This is a genomic window from Rhodoblastus sphagnicola, assembly GCF_002937075.1.
In the GTDB taxonomy this organism is placed as follows: Bacteria; Pseudomonadota; Alphaproteobacteria; order Rhizobiales; family Beijerinckiaceae; genus Rhodoblastus; species Rhodoblastus sphagnicola.
On sequence record NZ_NHSJ01000084.1, the window covers coordinates 1 to 16,652 of the forward strand.

At 67.0% G+C, this 16,652-nt stretch carries 14 protein-coding genes; 7 read left to right on the forward strand and 7 right to left on the reverse strand.

Going from position 1 to position 16,652, the window contains the following annotated elements; genetic code table 11:
• The 6 genes from CCR94_RS13605 to CCR94_RS13630 form a co-directional block, all read right to left on the reverse strand.
• The coding region (locus tag CCR94_RS13605) for a hypothetical protein (protein ID WP_425332334.1) at positions 1-498 on the reverse strand (498 nt) is incomplete at its 3' end.
• A 74-nt stretch (positions 499-572) separates the two neighbouring features.
• Positions 573-1,190, reverse strand: coding sequence for a prepilin-type N-terminal cleavage/methylation domain-containing protein (locus CCR94_RS13610; protein WP_104508399.1), 618 nt, complete (start codon positions 1,188-1,190; stop codon positions 573-575).
• Positions 1,187-1,807: a prepilin-type N-terminal cleavage/methylation domain-containing protein gene (locus CCR94_RS13615; RefSeq protein WP_244594064.1), complete on the reverse strand. Its 621-nt coding sequence runs from the start codon at positions 1,805-1,807 to the stop codon at positions 1,187-1,189. The genes CCR94_RS13610 and CCR94_RS13615 overlap by 4 nt, the downstream gene beginning before the upstream one ends.
• Positions 1,792-2,247, reverse strand: a complete 456-nt coding sequence (locus CCR94_RS13620) for a prepilin-type N-terminal cleavage/methylation domain-containing protein (protein WP_244594065.1) — start codon at positions 2,245-2,247, stop codon at positions 1,792-1,794. Before CCR94_RS13620 ends, CCR94_RS13615 begins: the two co-directional genes overlap by 16 nt.
• Positions 2,244-3,461, reverse strand: coding sequence for a type II secretion system F family protein (locus CCR94_RS13625; protein WP_104508400.1), 1,218 nt, complete (start codon positions 3,459-3,461; stop codon positions 2,244-2,246). Before CCR94_RS13625 ends, CCR94_RS13620 begins: the two co-directional genes overlap by 4 nt.
• A gap of 1 nt (position 3,462) precedes the next feature.
• A complete protein-coding gene (locus tag CCR94_RS13630) occupies positions 3,463-5,190 on the reverse strand; it encodes a GspE/PulE family protein (protein WP_104508401.1) in 1,728 nt (575 codons plus the stop codon).
• Positions 5,191-5,392: 202 nt separating this feature from the next.
• Here CCR94_RS13630 and CCR94_RS13635 point away from each other — a divergent pair, with 202 nt between their 5' ends.
• From CCR94_RS13635 to CCR94_RS13665, 7 genes are all read left to right on the forward strand, one after another.
• The gene (locus CCR94_RS13635) at positions 5,393-5,914 is read left to right on the forward strand and encodes a DUF1190 domain-containing protein (RefSeq protein ID WP_104508402.1); all 522 of its coding nucleotides are present in this window, start codon (positions 5,393-5,395) and stop codon (positions 5,912-5,914) included.
• A 10-nt stretch (positions 5,915-5,924) separates the two neighbouring features.
• Entirely contained in the window at positions 5,925-7,055 is a 1,131-nt protein-coding gene (locus CCR94_RS13640; RefSeq protein WP_104508403.1) for a PilN domain-containing protein, read from the forward strand.
• On the forward strand, positions 7,052-7,660 hold the full coding sequence (gene gspM, locus CCR94_RS13645) for a type II secretion system protein GspM (RefSeq protein ID WP_104508404.1): 609 nt from the start codon (positions 7,052-7,054) through the stop codon (positions 7,658-7,660). The genes CCR94_RS13640 and gspM overlap by 4 nt, the downstream gene beginning before the upstream one ends.
• Complete coding sequence (gene gspD, locus CCR94_RS13650) at positions 7,602-9,794, forward strand: type II secretion system secretin GspD (RefSeq protein ID WP_244594066.1); 2,193 nt, start codon at positions 7,602-7,604, stop codon at positions 9,792-9,794. The genes gspM and gspD overlap by 59 nt, the downstream gene beginning before the upstream one ends.
• Positions 9,795-9,944: 150 nt before the next feature.
• The gene (locus CCR94_RS13655; RefSeq protein WP_104508405.1) at positions 9,945-10,574 is read left to right on the forward strand and encodes a TetR/AcrR family transcriptional regulator; all 630 of its coding nucleotides are present in this window, start codon (positions 9,945-9,947) and stop codon (positions 10,572-10,574) included.
• A 39-nt stretch (positions 10,575-10,613) separates the two neighbouring features.
• Positions 10,614-11,744, forward strand: a complete 1,131-nt coding sequence (locus tag CCR94_RS13660; protein ID WP_104508406.1) for an efflux RND transporter periplasmic adaptor subunit — start codon at positions 10,614-10,616, stop codon at positions 11,742-11,744.
• Positions 11,745-11,747: 3 nt separating this feature from the next.
• Positions 11,748-14,924 carry an efflux RND transporter permease subunit gene (locus CCR94_RS13665; RefSeq protein ID WP_104508407.1) on the forward strand — a complete coding sequence of 1,059 codons (3,177 nt, stop codon included), beginning with the start codon at positions 11,748-11,750 and terminating at the stop codon, positions 14,922-14,924.
• A 68-nt stretch (positions 14,925-14,992) separates the two neighbouring features.
• Here the strand turns inward: CCR94_RS13665 and CCR94_RS13670 are convergent.
• The coding region (locus tag CCR94_RS13670) for a Hint domain-containing protein (RefSeq protein ID WP_146089997.1) at positions 14,993-16,652 on the reverse strand (1,660 nt) is incomplete at its 5' end.

Sequence of the window (16,652 nt, forward strand, 5' to 3'; positions counted from 1 at the left end):
AGGAGGCGGCGCCGCCGCGCGGGGGGCGGGGGCCTCTGCATCGTCGAAGCCGATGGCGACGGTTTCCTCGTCGCGCCGCAGCGCGATTTCGCGGCGGGAAATCCTCTCGACGGTCCAGGAATTCAATTCGTCGCCAACCCGCAGCCATTGGCCCTCGGCGCTTCCCTCCGCGACCAGATAGGCGCGCGCCGCCTCGTCGATGGTCACGACGGCGCGCAATTTCATTCCGGTCGGCGGCGGCGCGGCGGGGCCGGCCTTGGGCCCGTCGAGGGAAGGCCGGCGCGATTTCACAAACAGGGGCCGTCCGAGCGTCTCGGTCGCGGCGGTTTCCGCATCCGGCGGCGGCCCCGATGCGGCCGCCGGCGCGAGAGGCGGGGCGCCGCGCGGGGCGACCGACGCATCATCCGGCTCGCGCGTCCAGGCGTTCAGAGCGAAAGCCCCGGCCGCAAGGTCGAGGAGCGCCAGTCCCGCGAGCGTGATGACTTTCAGCCGGTTCAAGGTGGTGTTCCAATGCCGCCGCCGCGATCTTACGAAGGTTTTCTGACGCTGGCGCGACAGCCTGCATCGGCCCGTCACTGCATTGGCAAGGCGATGGTGGCGGCGCTTTCCACCGGGCCGCGCGGCCCGCGCAGGCGAATGCGCAAGCGGATCAGACTCGGGGGCGTCGCAGCGCCGCGCCAGTCGTCGCGCCATTGCGGCGGCTGGTTCGGCGCGGCGGCGCCAAAATAGGCGAAGCTCAAGATGTCCAGTCGGTCGCTCAACGCCGTGGCGCGCATCGCCTCGCGCGCGGCGGCGAAATCGTCTTCGCGGTAAACCAGGGTCCAGGCGTCGAGCCCGCGCGTCCCGTTGCGTCCGATCTCGGTCGTCACCAGCCCGCCCCAATTGGCGGTTCCTTCGCTCAAGGCGACAAAGCGGCACCGATCCGGGCCGCCGTCGAAGGCGACGATGGGGGCGCCGTCGGCGCGGCGCAGCCTGGCCGGAAAAGCCCGCTCCAACTGGCCGGCGAGCGCGCGGACAATAGCGTCGGCTTCGTCGAGCGATGCGCCCACGCGGGCGCTTTCCCAGGCGCGGGTTCCCAGCCGCAACCCGCCGGCCAGCGTGACGATCAGCAGCGCCAGCAGGCTGAGCGCGACCAGGAGTTCAATCAGGGTGAAACCCAGCCGGCGTTTGGGTTGGCGTTTCGACTTCATGGCGCCGGCCCTGTCGGTTGCGGCGCGACCAGCTTTTCCGCGACCAGCGTGAAGCCCGCGCCGCTCCCGGTCGCGGGCAGAACCTCCAGGCGCAGGCGATAACCGATCAGCAACGGGCGACCGCCGAGTCCGGCGGCGGTGCGATCCTGCGCGACGCGCAGCCGCCAGCGCAGGCCGTCGTCGTAACGCCCCGTGCTGTCGCCGGGCGCGAGTGGTTGGGAGGCGCCGATCTCGGCGAGATGCGAGGAGCCATCAAGCGAGGCGCGCGACAAAAAATCCGCCCGCCGCTGGTTTTCGGCTCCCGCGCCGATCGCCCGCAGCAATTGGCCGAGCGCCAGCGCCATGATGGCGAAGGCGGCCAGGGCCTCGATCAGGGTGAATCCCCGCCGTCGCGCCAGGGTCTGTGGCCGCTTATTTCGGCGCACGAGATTTGGCTGAAATGAGACGGATGGCAGGAGGAAGGCGAAACCAATATTGAGAATATTGGTGAGCCTTGCGACGAACCAGCCGGCCATTTCAGCCACACCCGAAGGGCGCGCCGGCGTTTTGCTCCAAGCAAAACGTCGGCGCGTCGCGGCGGCGAAATAGGCGGTCACAGACCCTATTGGTAAACGCATGTGGCGCCTCCGGTCAGCCAATTCACCGAGATTTTCGCCGCGCGCCCCTCCAGCGTCAGGGCGATGTCGCCGCCGCTCGCGCCGCCGCCCGGAAAGAATTTGATCGCGCCCTGTCCCGCCCCGGCCTCGTCCTTGGCGAGGGTGAGGGTGACGGAAGCATCGGCGGGCAATCGTCCCAGGCCGCCGACGGAGGAGGCATAGCTCCTGGCATTGACGTCGATGGAGACGAAAGCCGGCGTCTGGGTCGCGAGCGCCCGCGCCTGCGCCGCCCGCAGGGTCGCGCAGAGGGCGCGCGCCGCGACTTCCAGCCGCAGGCGCGGCGATTTCGGCCGCAACACTTGCGCGGCGAAGGCGCCGGCCAGTGCGATGATGGTCAGCGCGGCGAGCATTTCCAGCAAGCTGAAGCCGGCGCGCCGTTTTTCCGCGCGGCGATGTTTCACTTCAGCGCCATGTCGTTGATGCAAAGCACGGCGTCCATCACCGTCAGGATCAGCGCGCCGACCACGCCGGCTATGCCAATGGTGAGCATGGGGGTGAGCAGGCTCATCACCCTTTCTATTGCCGCGTGGGTGTCGCGTTCGAACAGAGCGGCGAGGCGCAGCAGCATGGCGGCGGATTGTCCGGTTTCCTCGCCAATCGCGACCATTTGCGCCGCCGCCGAGGGAAAGAACTCGATGTCGCGCAGCGCCGCGCTCAATCGCGCCCCGCCCCGCACCTCGTCCAGCGCATGAGCGAAACGGTCGCGCAAAAAAGCGTTGCTGACCGACAGGCGCGCGCTGTCGAACGCCGGCAGCAGCGGCGCGCCGGCCTTGAGCGTCGAACCGAGCGAGCGCGCGAAACGCGCCGCCGCCAGCTTTTGCAGCAACGGCCCCAGCGCCGGCAGCCGCAGCAGGGTCCGGTCGAAGGCGATCCGCAGGGCGGGACGGGCGGCGATGATCCGCGCGCTCGCGGCGATCAGGACCAGGATCAAAACGGCGGCGAGGCCGACCTCCTGGCCATGGGCTTCGAGATCGACGATGAAGCGCAGGCCCGACGGCAGCGGCTTGCCATTGTCGGTAAAGATCGGCGCGATATTCGGCACGAGCGTCCCCAGCACCACCGAGGTCGAAAGCACCGCCATCACGATCAGCAGGGAAGGGTAGACCAGCGCGCCCTGGATACGCCCGCGCAATTCCTGGCGGCGCTCCAGCATGTCGGCCAGTTCGCCCAGCGCCGCGCCGACGCGGCCGACGCTTTCGCCCTCGCGCACCACCTGGACATAATCCTCGCCGAACACATCCGGCCGGCTGGCGAGCGCCTGCGACGGCGAGGCGCCATCGACGATCTGGCGCAGCAGATCCTCGGCGATGCGGCGCAGCGCCGTCGAGCCGGTTTCGGAGGCGAGCAGTCGCAGGCTGTGATCGAGCGGAATGTCGGCCTGTTCCAACGTCGCAAATTCGCGGGTGAAACCGGCGAGCCGTTTTGCGCTCGGGCGCCCGTCGCCGAGTTTGAACCTGCGCCAAAACGGGGCGGCCTCTCCGGTCCCGCGCCATTCGAACGGCGTCAGGCCCTGGCGCCACAGGCTTTCCTCGGCCTCGGGGCGGGAAACGGCCTCGATCTCGCCCTGGCGCAAATCGCCGGCCGTATCGAAAGCGCGATAGGAAAAGCGCGCCATCTCAACCCATCCGTGTGACGCGCAAAACTTCGTCCACGCTGGTTTCGCCGCGCCAGGCCTTGGCCATGCCGCACTGATACATGGTGGTCATGCCGCTCGCCCGCGCCGCCGCCTCCAGGTCGGAATCGGCGGTGTTCTGGCACACCAGCCGCTGGATGCGCTCGTTCATCACCAGCAGTTCGGCGATGGTGGAGCGGCCGGAATAACCAAGGCCGCGGCATTGCGGACAGCCCTGGGGGGCGAGCAGAAGCGCCGGTGTTTTTTGCGGCGCGATCTCGTCAGCCAGACGGTCGCGCCAGACGTCGGCCTCGGCGAGCGGCGCCGCGCAGGCGCACAGCCGGCGCACCAGCCGTTGCGCCAGCACGGCTTTGACGGTCGAGGCGATCAGATAATTTTCCACGCCCATGTCGATCAGGCGCGTGATCGAGGCGCTGGCGCTGGCGCTGGCGCTGTTGGTGTGCAGGGTCGAGAACACCAGATGGCCGGTGAGCGAGGCCTGAATGGCGATGCGCGCGGTCTCCGCGTCGCGGATTTCGCCGATCATCACAATATCCGGATCCTGACGCAGAATGGCGCGCAGGGTGGAGGGAAAGTCGAGCCCGATGCCCGGCTGCACCTGAACCTGATTGATCCCTGAGAGCTGGTATTCGACGGGGTCCTCGACGTTAAAAAGCTTGACGTCGGGACGCGCCAGTTCGCGCAGGGCGGTGTAGAGCGTGGTGGTCTTGCCGCTGCCGGTTGGGCCGGTGACGAGGACGATGCCATTGGGCAGACGCATCACGTCGCGCAGCGTGGCGATAGTCTCAGGCTCGAAGCCGAGCGCGAAAAAATCGAGCGCGATGCGGCTGCGGTCGAGAATGCGCAGCACGATGCTCTCGCCATGAACGGTGGGCAGGGTGGACACGCGGAAATCAATGTCCACGCCGCGTATGCCGAGTTTGATGCGGCCGTCCTGCGGCAGGCGCCGTTCGGCGATGTAGAGCCGCGCCATGATTTTTACGCGAGACGCGATCGCCGCCTTGAGACCGGGGGGCAGCACGTCCACGGTGCGCAGCGCGCCATCGATGCGGTAGCGCAATTGCACGCCCTCGGGCGTCGGCTCGATGTGAATGTCGGAGGCGCGCGCTTCGATGGCATCGGCGACGATCTGGTTGACGCGCCGCACCACCGGGGCCTCGTTGGCGATGTCGCGCAGCCGTTGCAAATCGACCTCGCTCGCCTCGTCGGCGCGCCGGTCCTCGCCGAGGCCGTCGGCCGCGCCCGGCCGCGCCCCGTAAAGTTGCGCCCAGTGCTGTTCGAACAAGGCGGGGCTGGCGAGGCGGCGTTCGATGCTGAGGCCGGTGGCGTAGGCGAGCGCATCGATGGAGTCGTCGTCAAACGGGTCCGTCACCGCCACGGCGAGCCGGTCGCCCTCGACCTTCAAGGGCAGCAAGGCGTTCGCGCGTAAAAATTTGCGCGGCGCCAGTTCCGCCGCCGCCGCATCCAGCGGCGCATCGGCCGCTTTCGCCTCGTCCAGGTGGAGAAAGGCGGCGAGGCAGCCGGCGAGATCCGCGTCGGCGATCAGGCCGAGCTTGGTGAGAACGCGGTCGAACCTTTCGCCGCTCTGGCGCGCCGCGCGCTGGGCGCGTTGCAGCGCCAGTTCGTCGAGTGCGCCACGGCCCTGGAGGAAGTCGCCGAATGTCTGTGCGAAGCCGTCCGGCGCGCCCCGCGCGACCGCCTGTTCCGTCATGGCCTGCCTTCCTGAATCCGCCCGTGGTCGATCATGGATCTTGCGTCCAGATATCAAGTGTTGTTTAAATATTTAACAGCGGGCCATGTTGCGGTTGTGTGAAATGGATCGGCATTTATTCTGTTCTTCAATTGGAAATGCAGATCATATCTTAGAGTTTCGCAGTCGAATGACACTAATATTACAGTTGTGTTGAGTTTCTTTGTCGTTGCTGGTCCCCGCCCTGGCGCGAGCCCAAGCCTCCCGTTTAGAAGTCGCCCATTTCTTCGCCACGCTCGACGCCTGTCGCAACTCCGGCGTTTTTTCCGCCGCCGATTGCGCCGCCGCTTTCGACCGCGTCGCCGCGCTGATGCGCGAGCGCGCGCCCCGGTTTTCGGACCGGATCGACTGCGTGTTGAGCTTCAGATCCTGCGAGCGGCAGGACGGTTCTTTCCGGCCGGCGATGCTCGGCGTCGAAATGATCAAGGGTCGGCGCCGGCCGATCGCCATGCCGGCGCTGGCGGTCGAGACGCCCGCTGGCCTGTTCGCCGACCCCAAACCCGAGGCGGCGAGTCCCGAACCGAATGACGCGCCGCGCCGGCCTCGGTCCGCGCGGGCCTCGCCCTATGGCGATCTCGTGGTGAACGCCAACCTGCTGGCCCCGAACGGCCCGCCGACGCTCGCCAATTATCGCCGGCTGATCCTGTCTTCGCGCCTGATCGGCGCGCGCGCCGCCGCGCGCTGAAGGGACTGTCATGACCACCAACGCCCCGGTCCCGCGCGCGCAAGCGGCGAAATCCGAAATCAGTTTGACTTGGCTTTCGTCCGCCTTGCGTCGGTTTCTCGATTGGGAGCGCCACGAAGCCAGAAAGCTGCTGCCTCCGGCCTTGCGGTCCTGGCTGCTGGGCCGGGGCGCGCGGGCCGCCGTCGTGACGGCGCGGGCCGGCGAAATTGTTGTCGCCGACGCGCCGGGCGCGCCGGGCTTTCGCATTTCCGGGGCGGAGATCGCCTCCGGTTCGCTCGACGCCGCGCTGGCGCGCCGCAAATTGTCGCGCAAGGGACTCGCCATCGCGCTCGAATTGCCGGCCGGATCGTTCCTCCCGCGTCGTTTCGACCTGCCGGTCGCGGCGCTGTCGCGGCTGGACGCGCTGGTGGACGCGGAAATCGAGCGCAAGACTCCGTTCCGGCGCGACGAGATTTTCGTCCAGACGGCGGTCCAGCCCCATGCCGAACGCGGCAAGACGACGGTCGCGCTCACCCTGCTGCGCCGCGATCTCGTTGCGGCGGCGCTGGAAGGCTCTGGTCTGCTGTTCGACGACCTCGCCTCGATCCGCGCGGCGCCGACGCCGGGCGTTGCGGCCCACGAAATCAAACTGGCCGGAACCGGAAACGACCAACGCTTCTTTCGCGCGGCCGGCGCTCTGGCGGCCCTCGCGGCGCTGTTGCTGATCGTTGGATTCGCCGTCGATTTCTGGCGCCAAGGCGAACAGGCGGCCGAACTCGACGCGCGCATCGCTGACCTGTCGGGCCAGGCTGCAAAAATTCGCCAGAGCGCCGATCGCGCCGGCAAGGAAAGCCGGCTGCTGGAGCGCCTGCGCGAGGCGCGCCGACGCAATGCGCCGATGACCGCGCTGTGGGAGGAGATCAGCCGCGTCACCCCCGACAGCGCCTATCTCTCCGACCTGCGCCTGAGCGAAGGCAAGGATGGCGAACGCAGCGCCGAACTGACCGGCCTTGCCCGTTCGGCGGTCGAACTGCCGATGCTTTACGGGCGTTCGCGCTATTTTTCCGAGGCGACGCTCACCGCGCCGATCACCATCGATCCGAGGGAAAAGCTCGAAAGTTTTTCCCTGCGGCTCAAGATCCGCAAGGAGCCGGCGTCATGACCGCTATCCGCCGCCTGCGCGACTCCCCGGCGCGGTTCCTCGCGGTCAACGCCCTGATCCTGATCGCCTTCTATTTCGGGCTGGTCGAGCCGATCCGCGCCCTGCGCGACGACGGCGAGGCTGGCCTTGCCGAACGCCGCGAAACGCTCGCGCGCTATCGGGCGGTGGCCGCGCAGGCGACGGCCATATCCGATTACGCCAGACGGGTGGCGCGCGACAATGAACGCGGCGAATTCCTCGACGGCGACAACGACGGCCTCGTCGCCGCCAATTTGCAGGCGCGGCTCAAGGACGCCGCCGACGCGGCCAAGGTCACTGTGCGCTCCTTGCAGATGCTGCCGTCGAAAACCATCGACGGCGCCGCCTTGACCGGGGCGCGGCTCGACGTCATCGGGCCGCTCCCGGCCATCCACGCGCTGGCGCGGGCGCTTGAGGCGCCCATCCCGCTGCTGCTGATCACCGACGCCAGTCTGCGGCGGGAGAGTTCGGTCTGGGGCGCCCAGGACGACAAGGACCAGATCGCCGCGCAATTCGACGTTTTCGGATTTGTCAATCACACTCGCGGTCGGCGCGGTTTGGGGCCTGTGCGGATTCCAGCCGAGTGAGCGCGGTTTTGTCGCGGAATGGAGCGGCGCGCCGCCCCCGGCGAAGATTGTGATCGCCCAGAACGCCGAGCCGCCGCCGGCGCCCGAGGGCGAGGAAAAGCCGCGCAAGCCCCGTGGCGAGGGCGTCGAGCTGAATCTGGTCAATCTGCCGATCGCCGAAGCGGCGAAAATCGTGCTCGGCGACATGCAAGGCGTCGATTATGTGGTCGATCCCCGGCTCGAAGGCAAGGTCACCGCCCATACCGCCCATCCCGTCTCGAAGCGCCAGGCGCTGGATCTGTTTCAATCGGCCTTGCGCGTGTCCGGCGCCGCGCTGGTGCGCTCGGGCCATATCTACAAGATCGTGCCCGCCGAGGCCGCCGGAGGCGCGGGCGCCGACGTGTCGGTCGCCGGACCGCGCGAGAATAATGGACTGGGCGGCGACTCCGTGGTGGCGCCGCTGCATTATGTCTCGGCCAGCGAGATGAAGCGCGTGCTCGATCCCATCGCCGCCAAGGGCGGCGTGGTGCGCGCGGATGAAGCCCGCCGCGCTTTGGTGCTGAGCGGATCGCCGCAGGAAATAGACGCCCTGCGCGACGCCATCTCGATCTTCGACGTCGATACGATGCGCGGCATGTCCTTCGCGCTCGTCCCGGTGAAAAGCTCCGATCCCGCCGCCATGGCCGAGGATCTGCGCGCCGTGTTCGGTTCGGAAAAGGAAGGCCCGATGAACGGCATGATCCGGTTCGTCGGCAACAAGCGGCTCAACGCCATTCTGGTGATCACCTCGCAGCGCGGCTATCTGGACCGCGCCCGCGCCTGGATCCAGCGCCTCGACGGCCGCGCCCAGACCTCGGAGAAGCAGTTTTACACCTATCGCGTGCAAAACCGCCCGGCCAAGGAATTGTTGCAGGTGCTGACCTCGATGTTCGCTTCCGAGAGCGGCGGGCGCGCGGGGTCTTCGGTGTCGCCGCGCCAGGGGCAGGCCAATGTGTCGGCGGCCAACAATGGCGTTTTCGGCCAGAACGGCAATCCGCCGACCAATCCGATCGGCGGCCTGACCTCCAACGCCACGCCTTCGGCCAATCCGCTCGACGCCGCCGGCAAGACCGATCAGCTTGCGGCCGCGGCGTCCGGGTCCGACTCCAGCGCGAGCAATGGGCCGCAGGCCTCGACGCTCGGCGACGACAGCCGTTTCCGGCTCGCCGCCGACGAAGCGAAGAACGCCCTGGTCATCATGGCCTCGCCCGCCGACTACCATCGCATTCTGCGCGTGATCGAAACCCTGGACGTCCTGCCCAATCAGGTCTTCATCGAGGCGACCATCGCCGAGGTCACCATCAACGACAGCCTGCATTTCGGCGTCGAATGGTTCCTCAACCGGGCCAAGAGTTCCGGCGCTTTCTCCACCTCGTCCCAGACGGCGACCGCCGCCACCGACACGCTCGGCAACAATCTCCTCGGCGCGGGCGTTGGCGCGGCTTTCCCCGGCTTTTCCTACGCGCTGCGGGCGCCGAACATGCAAATGACCATCAACGCGCTCAACGCCGTCACCAAGGTCAATATCGTTTCGACGCCCTCGCTGACCGTGCTCGACAATCATCAGGCGATCCTGCAAGTGGGCGATCAGGTGCCGGTGGCCTCGCTGCAAAGCGCCACCGCGCTCGGCAACACGTTTACATCCGTGTCCTATCGCGACACCGGCGTCATCCTGTCGATCACGCCGCATATCAGCGAAAGCGGCCGGGTCATGCTGCAACTGGTGCAGGAGGTGTCCAATGTGGCGCCCAACAGCGGCGCCTCCACCAATCCCACCATCCAGCAGCGCAAGGTCAGCACGCAGGTCGTCATCCACGACGGCGAAGCGCTGATGCTGGGCGGCCTGATGCAGAACAACCATTCCAACATCGCCAATCAGGTGCCGGTGCTCGGCGACATTCCGATCATCGGCAACGCCTTCAAGGACAAGACCGACGAAGCCGACAAGACCGAATTGCTGATCATGATCACGCCGCATGTGGTGCGCTCCGCCGCCGAGGCGCGCGAGATCACCGAGGAATACAAGCGGCAGGTGCTCGACATATCGCAACATGCGATCAAGAAGCCGCACACGCTGCGCCAGACCTTCGACCGGGCCATCCTCGACAAGAATTGAGCCGGGGCTGGCTCGCCCATTTCCGGCGACCCGCTTCAAGTCGAAACTACACCGTTCGGTTTTCCTTGCCAGCGCGAATGTCCTGATTTACGGTTGCGCTCATGCCAGGCAGCCAACCAGTCGGCCTTGGGCGATCCAGGAGGCGTTGACGTGCCCAGGCCGCGAAAGCGCGAGGCAACCGACGAGGCAGGCGAAAACTGCAAATATCGCCTGATCTTGGAGACGGCGCGGGAGCTGTTTCTTCAACGCGGGTTCGACGCCGCCAGCATGGACACGATCGCGCGCGAAGCCGGCGTGTCCAAGGCGACGCTCTACGTGCATTTCGCCAGCAAGGACGACCTGCTGATCAAGATGGTCGACGACGCCTGCGGCAAACTGGGGCCTCAGGCGCTGTGGCGGCCGCACGACGGCCCGATCGATCTCGAACCCGCTCTGAGGCAGATCGCGCGCAGCTACACCGCCTTCTTCCTCGACAATCGCGGACTGGGTCTGCACCGCCTGATCATGATGAACGGCGGCCGCTTTCCCCGGATCGCCGAAACTTTCATGCGCGCGGGGCCGGGGCGGTGCGAGGACGAAATGGCCGTGTTCCTGGAGACGGCCGTCGCGCGCGGTCTGCTGCGCATCCCCGATATCCGGCTCGCCGCCGTGCAATTTCTCAGCCTGGTGCAGGGCCGCCTGCAACTGCGCTGGGAGCTTTCGCTCGGGCCGCCCGCCGCGGCCGAATACGAGGCGCTGATCGAGGGCGGCGTCCGCGTGTTTCTCGCCGCCTACCGCTGATCCGCCCCCGCCACGTCCTTCCCGATTTCGGAGTCTTCCATGCGCGCCTTAAATCCCTGCGCCCTGATCATCGCCCTGCTCACCGTACAGCCGGCCTTCGCGCAAGCGCCCGGCGGCGGGCCGCCGTCGGTGGGCGTGGCGCCGGCGCGCACGCAAGCGATCACCGAAACCACCGAGATCAACGGCCGCGCCCAGGCGATCGGCCGCGTCGATCTGGTCGCGCGCGTCAGCGCGTGGCTGCAAGATCAGATGTTTGTCGAAGGCGCCGAGGTGAAGAAGGGGGATTTGCTGTTCAGGCTGGAGCAGCCGCCGTTCGAGGCCGATGTCGAGGCCAAGCGCGCGGCGGTCGCGCAGGCGCAGGCGCAGCTCGAATTGGCCAATCTCACGCTCGGCCGCGCCGAGGAACTGCTCAAGAGCAACACGGCGAGCCGCAGCACCGCCGACAACGCCCGCGCCGCGCAGCGCACCGCGGTGGCGCAGGTGCGCTCGGCCCAGGCGCAATTGCGCCAGTCGGAGATCAATCTCGGCTACACCGAAATCCGTTCGCCGATCGACGGCCGCATCGGCCGCATCAACATCACGCCGGGCAATGTGGTGGGACCGTCGTCCGGCGCGCTCGCCACCGTGGTCAGCCAGGACCCGGCTTACGTTGTGTTTCCGGTGTCGGTGACCCGTCTCCTGCAATTGCGCGAACAATTTTCCGCGCAGGGCGGGCTGGAGGCGATGAAGATTCATTTGCGTCTGCCCGACGGGCGGCTTTATCGCGAGGTGGGTGAGCTGAAACTTCAGGACGTCAGCGTCGCGCGCGACACCGACACCATCACCCTGCGCGGGACCATCGCCAATCCGCCGCTGCCAGGCGGCGGCCACGAACTCACCCACGACGAAATGGTTCGCGTGATTCTGGAAGGCCCGACGCCGCGCGAGGTGCTGGCGATCCCGCGCGCCGCCGTGCTGACCGACCAGCAGGGCAATTATGTCTATGTCGTCGACGACAAGGACATCGCAAGGCAGCGCCGCGTCAAACTCGGACAGTCCAAGGCCGACGTCGCCGCCGTGGTCGATGGTTTGAAGCCGGGCGAGCGCATCATCGTCGAGGGCGTGCAGCGGGCGCGGCCCAATGCGGCGGTCGCGCCGGCGCCGTTCGAAGCGCCTTTGGCGGAGAAGTAAGCCATGATCGCCGACGTCTTCATCGATCGTCCCCGCCTCGCGGCCGTCATCGCGCTGGTCACCACTTTGGTCGGCGCGCTGGCGCTGATGCGGATTCCGGTGGCGCAACTGCCGGACATCGTGCCGCCGCAGGTGCGGGTTTCCACCTCATTCCCCGGCGCTTCGGCGGAAGTGCTGGAGCAGACCGTGGCGCAGCCGATCGAGGCCAAGGTCGTCGGCGTCGATAAATCGATCTACATGAAGAGTTCGAGCGGCAATGACGGCTCCTACACGCTCGACGTCTCCTTCGCGCTCGGGACCAATCCCGACATCAACACCGTCAACGTCAACAATCGCGTGCAGAACGCCTTGGCGCAATTGCCGGCGGAGGTGCGGCTGCAAGGCGTCAATGTGCAAAAACGCTCGTCGTCGATGCTGCAAGTCATCAACCTCTTCAGCACCGATCGGAAATTCGACCAGCTGTTCCTGGCCAATTACAGCCTGATCAACGTGATCGACGAACTCGCCCGCGTGCCCGGCGTCGGCGAGGCGACCCTGTTCGGCCGCTCGAACTATTCGATGCGCATCTGGTTCAACATCGAGAAACTGTCGAGCCTCAACCTCGCGCCCTCCGACGTGGTCGCCGCGATCAGCGCCCAGAATGCGCAGGCGCCGGTCGGCCGCCTCGGCGCGCGGCCCGTGCCCAACGACCAGGCGTTCCAGTTCAACCTGCAAACGCAAGGCCGCCTGACCACGCCTGAAGAATTCGGCGCGATCGTGTTGCGCGCCAATCCCGACGGCTCGACGCTGAAAATCTCCGATGTCGCCCGGGTGGAGCTCGGCGCGCAGAGCGCGGACACCTATGCCCGGCTGAACGGCGAGCCGACCGTCGGCATCGGCGTGTATCTCGGGCCGGGCGCCAACGCCATCAACACCGCCAGCGCCTTGCGCGCCAAGCTCGACGAATTGCGCCCGCGCTTCCCCGAAAGCGTGACCGCGCGCGTGGTTTACGACGCCACGGTCTTCGTCAACGACACCGTGTCGGCCGTGCTGCACACGCTGCTCGAAGCCTTTGTCCTGGTGGCGCTGGTGGTGTGGCTGTTCCTCGGCAATTTCCGCGCCGCGCTGATTCCGATCATCGCGGCGCCGGTCAGCCTGATCGGCACATTCGCCGTCCTGATCGCGCTGGGGGCTTCCGTCAACACCGTGTCCATGCTGGCGCTGGTGCTGGCCATCGGCATTGTGGTGGACGACGCCATCGTGGTGGTCGAGAATGTCGAGCGCGTGATGGAGGAGGAGCCGGAGCTCTCGCCGGCCGACGCCGCGAAAAAGGCGATGGCGCAGGTCACCGCGCCGATCATCGCCATCACGCTGGTCTTGCTCTCGGTGTTCACGCCGATCGCCTTTCTGCCGGGCGTGATGGGCGAACTGTTCCGCCAGTTCGCCGAAACCATCAGCGCGGCCATGCTGATCTCGGCGATCAACGCCTTGACGCTGTCGCCGGCCCTATGCGCGCTGTTCCTGCGCCATGAAAGCGACCGGCGCGGTCTCCTGCACAAGTTCGGCCGGGGCGTTGATCGCGCCCGCGACGGCTATGTCCACGTGGTGCGGATCGCGCTGCGCCGTCCCGCTCTGTCGGTGGTCGCGGTCGTGGCCTGCGCCGCCGGCATTTTCGGCCTGTCGCTGACCACGCCGACCAGTTTTCTCCCCGAAGAGGATCAGGGCGCCTTCTTCATCAATGTGCAGCTGCCCCAGGGCGCCTCGGTGGCGCGCACCGAAGCCACCGTCATTCAGGTGGAGAACATCGTCAAGCAGATGCCGGAAGTGCGCGATGTCGTGTCGATCGTCGGCCTGTCGCTGCTCGACTTTTACTCGGCGTCCAACAACGCTTTCATGATCGTGCAATTGAAACCCTTCGCCGACCGCACGGTCGCGAGTTCCTCCGCTCAGGCGCTGATCGGCAAGACGTTCGGGGCGACGCGGCAGGTGCGCAGCGCGAACGTGCTGCCGTTCAACCTCCCGCCCGTGATCGGTCTGTCCACGGCGGGCGGCTTCGAGTACCAGTTGGAATCGATGCAGGGCGCCGAGCCCGCCGCCATGGCCAGCGTCGCCAACGCGCTGCTGGCCGCCGGCAACCAGAACCCGAAGCTGACGCGGGTGTTCTCGACCTATAACGCCAGCGCGCCGTCGATCTGGCTCGACATCGACCGCGAGAAGGCGCAGGCGCTGGGCATCGGCATCAACGACATCTTTTCGACGCTGCAAATCTCGCTCGGCGGCTACTATATAAACAATTTCAACATGTTCGGTCGAACCTGGCAGGTCAATCTGCAAGGCGACGCCTCCGGGCGCCGCGATCTGCCGTCGCTGTGGGACATCTACGTCCGCAATTCCAAGGGCGAGATGACGCCGCTGCAATCCATCGCCAGCCCGCGCACTGTCGTCGGGCCGGCGGTGATCAGCCGCTACAACAACTATCGCTCGGTGACGATCAACGGTTCGCCGGCGCCCGGCGTCTCCTCCGGCGACGCCATGCAGGCCATGGCCGAGGTGTCGGCGAAAACCCTGCCGCCGGGCTTCACGTTCGAGTGGACCGGCACGGCCTATCAGGAGCATGAAGCCATCGGCAAGACCGGCTACATTCTGGCGCTGGCGGTGATCTTCGCCTTCCTGTTCCTGGTCGCGCTCTACGAGAGCTGGGCGATCCCGATTCCCGTGCTGCTGTCGGTGACGATCGCGGTGTTCGGCGCCTTCGCGGGCATGCTGATTGGCTCGGTCACGCTCGATCTCTACGCGCAGATCGGCCTGGTGGTGCTGATCGCGCTTTCCGCCAAGAACGGCATCCTGATCGTGGAATTCGCCAAGGAGCAGCGCGAGGCGGGCAGGTCGATCCTGGAGGCGGCGGAGCAGGGGGCGCGGCTGCGGTTCCGCGCGGTGATGATGACCTCCATCGCCTTCATCCTCGGCCTGGTCCCGCTGGTGTTCGCCCACGGCGCCGCCATGCTGGCGCGGCGCAACCTGTCCACGCCCGTGTTCGCCGGCATGCTCACGGCGAGCCTGATCGGCATCCTGTTCATTCCGATGCTCTACGTCGTGTTCCAGTCGCTGCGCGAGCGGGTCCGCGCCGGCCATGTCCTTGGAGGACTGTCGGGAGGACTGTCGATCGGGCGCCTGTTCGGAAAGGGACGCGGTCTGACCTGATCTGAACCAGAATGGAAAACGCCCCAATCTTCGTGGCCGGACCCGAATTCCTTTTTCGGGAATATGCGCTAAACCGCGCGCAAACCCCGGGCGCCCGCGACAAAGCCGAACAGCAGCGCGGTGGCGTCCGAGCGGTCGGTCCAGTAAAACGGATCGTCGCCGATCTCGATGACGATGGTCCGCGCGCCGGCGGGCAGGCGGGCGAAGCCGTCGGTCCAGCGCCAACTTGCGGATTCGACTTCACGCCAGCCGTCGGCCAGCGCGGTCAGATCGCGCGGCGCGCCATCAATCGCCAGACGCGTGGCGAGAACGCCCAAATCGCGGTCGTCGGCGCTGTCCGACCGCATGTGGCTGGGGGTCCAGACCCGCGAAGCCAGCCGGATGTCCTTCACGTGCCCGGACAGCGAGAACGCGTAGCGGCGGCCTTCGATCCTGTCCGGTTCGATCCGGGCGCCATCGGCGAGGAGATGCAGATCGGGATCGCGGGTCGCTGCAAAACCGAAGTCTTGCGCCCGCGCGAGCAGGCGCGCCTTGGCCGCCTCGACTTTCGGACCCGTCTTGCAGATCGGACAGCATGTTGCGCGATCGGCTCTTGGCGCGAAATCGGGAAAAAGCTCGGTCGCGCCGCCGCCATTGGCGAAGGCGTCGCGGTTGCCGCAATCGAGATAGCTTTCGGCGAGAACAATATCGTGGGCGTCGAGTTCGACGTGATAATAGACAACCTTCTCGACGCTGACCTGTTCGATGGTGGCGCCATTGGCCAGGACGATGGCGGGGATCAGCACGCCGTCGACAAAGACATTGTGGCCTGGGCTGAGCCAGAGGTCGCGGCGCGGTTTCAGATCGCCGAACGCGCCGGCGGCGATCCGCACCGGCCGGACGGCGCGCGGATCGGGATGGCGGGTCACATCGAGTTCGCGCCAGCCGATCCAGCCGATCGGGCGGCGTCCGCCGCCTGCCGTCAGCGCCATGTCGCCGACGCGCAAATCCTCGACCGCGACTTCGCCGCGCCCGGTCCGAATTCGGGTCCCGGCGCCGTAACAGGCGACGGTGATGTCCGTTCCCGCGGCGCCGTCGGATGTCGCGCTGAAGCTCAGGCCCGCGGCGGCGGCATCGAATTGCAGGGTGTAAGTCTGGCCATTCTCGGTGAAATGCAGCGCGTCGGAACTGTCGAGCGTCGCCGTCTCGTCGGTGAAGGCGACCCCGGTCAGATCGATCACGTCGCCCGCTGCAAAACCGGAGATGAGATTGGCCGGCATCGCCGTCCCGTCGATGACCAGTTTCGCATCATTGACGAAAGTGAGGGCTCCCGCTCCCGCCGCGCCGGATGACGCCAGTTCGAGGGTTCCGCCCTCCAGCAGGATTCCCCCGACAAACGTATTGGCGGTCGCGGCGCCTTTGGAATCCACGGGGGCGAGTTTGACGGTCCCCTGACCCTCGATCACCAGTTCGCCCTGACCGGCGGCGCCTTGAACCGAGCCGGCTTCGTCGGCGATGATTCCGGATATCGTGGTCGTCTGGCCGGCGATCTGGCCGGCGCCCAGCGTGAGTTTCTCGACGCCGTCGCCGCCTCCGGAGGTCATGCCGTCGAGGAAGATGCCCGAGCCATAGGCCGCGCCCGCGCCGGAAAAACTGTTGCCGCCGCCGCCGGCGCCGCCGGTCACAACACCCGCGCCGACGCTCGATCCCGATGGGTCGGAACTGGTCGCGCCAATGGTCAGGCTCGCG

Bases quoted from the DNA above. Each gene is read 5' to 3' on its own strand.
- CCR94_RS13610 (WP_104508399.1), bottom strand. From the start codon at position 1,190: ATGAAGTCGAAACGCCAACCCAAACGCCGGCTGGGTTTCACCCTGATT.
- CCR94_RS13615 (WP_244594064.1), bottom strand. From the start codon at position 1,807: ATGCGTTTACCAATAGGGTCTGTGACCGCCTATTTCGCCGCCGCGACG.
- CCR94_RS13625 (WP_104508400.1), bottom strand. From the start codon at position 3,461: ATGGCGCGCTTTTCCTATCGCGCTTTCGATACGGCCGGCGATTTGCGC.
- CCR94_RS13630 (WP_104508401.1), bottom strand. From the start codon at position 5,190: ATGACGGAACAGGCGGTCGCGCGGGGCGCGCCGGACGGCTTCGCACAG.
- CCR94_RS13640 (WP_104508403.1), top strand. From the start codon at position 5,925: ATGACCACCAACGCCCCGGTCCCGCGCGCGCAAGCGGCGAAATCCGAA.
- gspM (WP_104508404.1), top strand. From the start codon at position 7,052: ATGACCGCTATCCGCCGCCTGCGCGACTCCCCGGCGCGGTTCCTCGCG.
- CCR94_RS13660 (WP_104508406.1), top strand. From the start codon at position 10,614: ATGCGCGCCTTAAATCCCTGCGCCCTGATCATCGCCCTGCTCACCGTA.
- CCR94_RS13665 (WP_104508407.1), top strand. From the start codon at position 11,748: ATGATCGCCGACGTCTTCATCGATCGTCCCCGCCTCGCGGCCGTCATC.